Source organism: Deltaproteobacteria bacterium (assembly GCA_029858205.1).
GTDB lineage: Bacteria > Desulfobacterota > GWC2-55-46 > GWC2-55-46 > DRQE01 > JAOUFM01.
This window is the reverse complement of sequence record JAOUFM010000027.1, coordinates 1-4,777: the sequence shown is the minus strand read 5'-3', so window position 1 is coordinate 4,777 and position 4,777 is coordinate 1. Positions and strand designations below refer to the sequence as shown.

Here is a 4,777-nt window from a genome sequence, read left to right as displayed (position 1 = left end):
ATACGGCAAGGAGCGCGTCTATGGTCATCTTGGGCAGGTTTACGTTGCCGATTGCAGACATTTTTATCGATGCGCTGTTGTATCTGAGGTTCTCGGTCGATATGACGCCGTTCTTTATTGCAAAGTCTCCCGATATTCTCTTGTACGGAGAGCCGGATTCGAAAAGCTCGGTTATGGTCAAAACGTTTATGATAGAGAAGACCTTGCTTATCGTCGTAAACTTCATCATGCGCCCGTCCGAGGCCTTTACGCCGACGATGCCGTTTAGGCAGCTCGCGAAGGGTTTGGCATTCCTCGAGCACGTAAGCTCGGCGTTAAGCGAGAGAGAGCCTTCGAGTATTTTTTCTTTTGCCCCGAAGTCGCGAAGCAGGTACTTTAGCTCGACACCGGCTGCACTTATGCCGGCCTTGAAGAGCTCCTGGTCGTATTTGTCTCTCATTAGAGTGAAGTATCCCGTCATGTTTCCGCCGTTCGAGTTGAAGACTATCTTTTTGAAGTTTAGTTCTTTTTCCGTAAGGCGCGTATCGGCTACGAGTGAGCCGAAGTTCAGGCCAAAGATGGTGCCGGTCTTTGCCGTTATGCGGCCTCTGCCGATAAGCGGCTTTTTCGACGGCGGGTCCTGTTTTATCTTTTTGCCCTTCGACGGGACGAACTCCTCGATGTCGAGCCTGTTGGAGAACGCATTGAGCTCGATTAGCCGCTTGTCGATGTTCTTTATTTGTACCTCGCCGGAAAGGTCGGATTTTCCGAACTTCGCGCTCTTTAGCACGATGGTTCCGGAGTTTCCCGAGAGCCGCACGCTGGCGTTAGCGTTCCTGACGGCATGGCGCAGGAATATCGTGCCAAATACGGCGTTCTTTACGTTCATGGTGCCGGTGTAGGACGGGTAGGCCGAAGTCTTGTCCACGCGCTTTGTGATGTTCATCGAGAGAGTGCCCTTTGCCAAAGCGTCCTCGTTCATCCTGAGGAACGGCGATATTGGCTGCACATCGGCTATGAGCATGTTCTTTGCCGCCAGGGTTATCGTATACGACGGGTCTATCCTCGAGAAAAATCCCGTGATTGAGAGTGTTGAGCTTCCGGAAGTAACGGAAGTCTCTTTTAGCGCCACTTTTTCGCGGTTTATTTCTATCGTGCTGTCTGCAGTGAGCACGTAGCCAGGGTCTTTTGCGATGAGTCTTGGTATGGAGAACTCGGCGTTTGTAAGGTCGAGCTTGTAGTTGAGCGTGAGCTTACCTGTTTTCGGGCTCTCCTTTAGCGGCAGCGTTCCCGAGCCCTCGACCTCGAGTATGGCCTTGCCGGAGCCGGAGGCGTTGGTGAGGGCCTTGTTTTGCAAAAGCCTCTTTGTGTCTTCTATTGTTTCCGCAGTATCGAAGGTGGCCGTTGCCTTGAGCGCCATGCGCGGCGCTCCGGCGATGTCGCTTATCGTAGCTTCGAGGTTGTCGAGCGAGCCTTTGCCGTATTTCCCTCTCAGGCCAGAGAACACGGCCTCGGCGTCTTTTATCGTTAGGCTGCCGTTTAGCTCGGAGAGAGGCTGCGAGAAGTGCGGGTGAGAGAACGCGGCGTCCTCTAGCGTTACGTCGGCAATTATGGCCTTGAAGTAGTCGGTCTTTTTTTCGGGAGTAAGCCCTTCGTTTGTAAACGATATGGTCTTTATCGTTACGTTGCCGCCGAGGTTGGTAAGCCCCCTTAGTGTTTCGGCAGTGCTCTCAGGCATTATTTTGTACGGTATGTACTTTATGATGCTCTTTAGCGGTATAGGTGAGGAAGATATTTCCATGCGCACGGTGTTCGCCGGCCTCGCGAGAGAGAAGCGTCCCTTTACGTTGAACTCGCCGAGGTCGACGCTTGCGTTACGGAGTGCGACCGCTTTTTTCTCTCCGTCCCATGATATTTCAACGTCAGTGCTGCCGCTTTGCACCGTTACAGGGTTGTCGAAGTTTTCCGGCAGATTTACTGTTATGCCGTTTACGGCGATGGTGCCCTTAAGCTTACCCGTGCCTGTGGGCGAGGGCAGTGTTGAGTACGTGTACGCCGCATCGGCGCTTATCTTGCCGGTCACGACCGGCTTGGAGAGAGGATCCTGGCGAAGGTAGGCCGTCACGCTCTCGACCTTGAAGTTCTTTAGGGACATCGTTCCTGTAAGCTCGGTTGAGTCGGCGAGGAAGGTGGCCTCGCCCGATAAGGAAAAGTTCGATATCTCGTCCGAGACGATGCCGCCGCTTCCGCTGTAGGTAAAGCCGTCATGATTTTTTGTCATGAAGAATTCGACCCCTGAGGCGTCAAAGGTGTTCTCGAACCCTCCTGCGAAGTCCGTGAAGACGATGTGCGAGTCTTTAAGCGAGATCCTGTTGATGGAGGATTTTGTTGCGCCTTTGTTGTCCTCATTGCCGCTGCCACGGCGGCCAAGCTCTGCTGCGTTAAGATTCCCGGCTGCGTCGCGCTTTAGGCGCACGTCCGCGCCCTCGAGCATGAGGTGGCTTACCGATACGGTGCCTGTAATGAGCGGTATTACGGCTATTTCGGCCCGCGCGTTCCTGGCCAGAGCCACGAACCCGTCGGGGCCGGTGACCTTCACGTCGTAGATTATCACGGTCGGCAGCGGAAGAACCTTAAGTTTTACGCTGCCGATGGTGACAATGGCGTTTAGCCGTGCCTCGGCGCGTTTGGTCACGGCCGGTATGGAGCGGCTAAGGTCGAACTCGACGACAGAGAGAAGGATTACGAGCGCGAAGACGAGGAGCGCAAGTATCCTCAGTTTGAAGAAAAACCTGCCGAAGCGCGGTTTCTTTTTAGGGTCGTTCGCCATTAGGGGTCGTTTGTACGCCGGCTGCCTGTAAACAAAATTATATGAAAGGGTTTCGCGGTTGGCAAGAGAATTCGCCGGCAGCCCTACATCCCCGGGATAAGCTTTTTTAGCCAGCCTTCCTTAACGGTGATTGCGCCGGAAGGGCATATCTCCTGGCAGCAAAAGCACCTGATGCAGCCGTCGTAGTTTATCTCTATCTTTCCCTTTGCCTTCATTACGCCAGGAGGGCATATGCGAACGCACTGAGCGCACATTGTGCACGAGCCGTGCATTATGTTTGGTCTGCTAGAGAGCGCTTTTCGTATGCGTTTATCGAGGAACTTTGGCAACATGGCGCCGAAGTTCGTGTGTATGAGGGGAGGGAAGGCGAAGCGGTCGAATACCTTTGCCTCAGGCATTGCGCCAAGCATTTCTATGTTGGAGTAATCGGTGCCTGGAAACGACCGTGCAGAAGCGGCCTTTAATATAGGCACGTCGTTTGTGCGGCGGCCAAGCATCTTCGTTATCGCGGCGTCCAGGGCAACGGCATCGGCGCTTGCGGCTACGAAGCCGGTGTTTCTAAGATTGCCGCCCATGGGGCCGTTGCCTTCCATCGAAACAACGGCGTCGAGGATGGAGAGCCTTGGCTTTACGTTGATATGAAGGTCCAGCATCATGTCCGCGAACCGCTCGACGTCGGTGCCTGCCGTAAGATGCCACTGTGCCTTGCGCATACCGGGGACGCAGCCAAAGGTGTTCTTTACGCCCATGGTGAGAAACATCTGGGCGTGGGTCTTAAGCTTTGGCAGGTTTATTATGCCGTGCGGCTCAAGGGCCTCTTTCGCTATTTCGAACCGCTTAAAGCTTTTTGTTCCGGTTGCGTCGACTATCACAGGCGTCTTGAGGTCGATTAGCGCGGCATTGCCAAGTGCAGCAGCCTCTGCTATGCCGCATTTTTTTGCGACACTTATTAGGCTTCCCATTCCCGGGCTGTCGCCGACAAGAGGGGTTGCCCCGGCCTCTATAACGAGCCGTATCGCAGCAGATACCACCGTCGGGTGCGTTGTAACTCCTGCCTCGGCAGGCTTGCCGCCAAGCATGTTTGGCTTTATGAGTATTCGCTCTCCCGGGCGCACGAACGCGCCAATGCCGCCTACGAGGTCCACCGCCTGTTTTACTGCGCGGTAGACCTCGTCATTGGAATATTGGGCGCAAAGCGAGGTGGAAACCTTTATTGGCTGCGTCATGTTATGGCAGGAGTTTAGCGCCGCAGAGCCATTACTTCGAGCTCTTTGTGCCTTCTTTCTTTGTTTTGGCAGGCGTTTTTTTCTTTTGCGCCTTTTCCAGTTCAGCAACGCGCTTTTTGGCCGTAGCGGCCTCGGCGCTCTTCGGATGTTTCTCTACGAGGCTTTTGAATATTATAAGCGCGTTCTCCGACTCCTTGAGCTTTTCGAAAGAGTAGCCCTGCTTTAGGAGCGAGGCCGGCACCTTGTCGCTTTTCGGGTATTTTGTGATGACGCGGTTGAACTCGGCTATGGAGCGCTCGAAATCTCCAAGTGCGTAGTAGGCCTCGCCTATCCAGTACTGCGCGTTTCCGGCTAGTGCGTGCTTCGGGTGCTCGGAGACGAAGCGCTCCAGGGTTTCAGCGCCTTTTTTGTAGTTCTTTTTCTCGCGTATGGCGTCGAGCCCGTCGTTATAGAGGGCCTTGGGGTCTGCTGCGGAGCCCGCGCCGTCTGGCTTTATGCCCTGCGCCTTTTCGAGCCGTTCGATTCTCTCGACAAGTTCGTCCAGGGATTTTTTGATGTCATCTATGGCAGAGCCTGCCACTTCGAGCCCGCCCTTGCCAAGTTTTCTTAACTGGTCGTCTATGGCCTGTATGGAGCCCTTTAGAAGCTCTATGGCCTCTTCGTTTTTCGAGAGCCTGTGCTCTCTTTCCTCGACCATGCCCCTTAGGTGGTCGAACTCGCGCCGTATCGAGTCTCCCTCTGC

General features: G+C 54.3%; 3 protein-coding genes. All 3 read right to left on the bottom strand.

Annotation, left to right across the window (positions count from 1 at the left end):
* The coding region (locus tag OEV59_10295; GenBank protein MDH4228112.1) for a DUF748 domain-containing protein at positions 1 to 2,809 on the bottom strand (2,809 nt) is incomplete at its 3' end.
* An 83-nt stretch (positions 2,810 to 2,892) separates the two neighbouring features.
* Positions 2,893 to 4,035 carry a DUF362 domain-containing protein gene (locus OEV59_10290; protein MDH4228111.1) on the bottom strand — a complete coding sequence of 381 codons (1,143 nt, stop codon included), beginning with the start codon at positions 4,033 to 4,035 and terminating at the stop codon, positions 2,893 to 2,895.
* 31 nt (positions 4,036 to 4,066) lie between these two features.
* Positions 4,067 to 4,777: tol-pal system protein YbgF (gene ybgF, locus OEV59_10285; GenBank protein ID MDH4228110.1), on the bottom strand; the 711-nt coding region annotated here is incomplete at its 5' end.

What these genes read in the sequence shown, in the direction of transcription:
- OEV59_10290 (MDH4228111.1), bottom strand. Translation starts at nt 4,035, where the DNA reads ATGACGCAGCCAATAAAGGTTTCCACCTCGCTTTGCGCCCAATATTCC.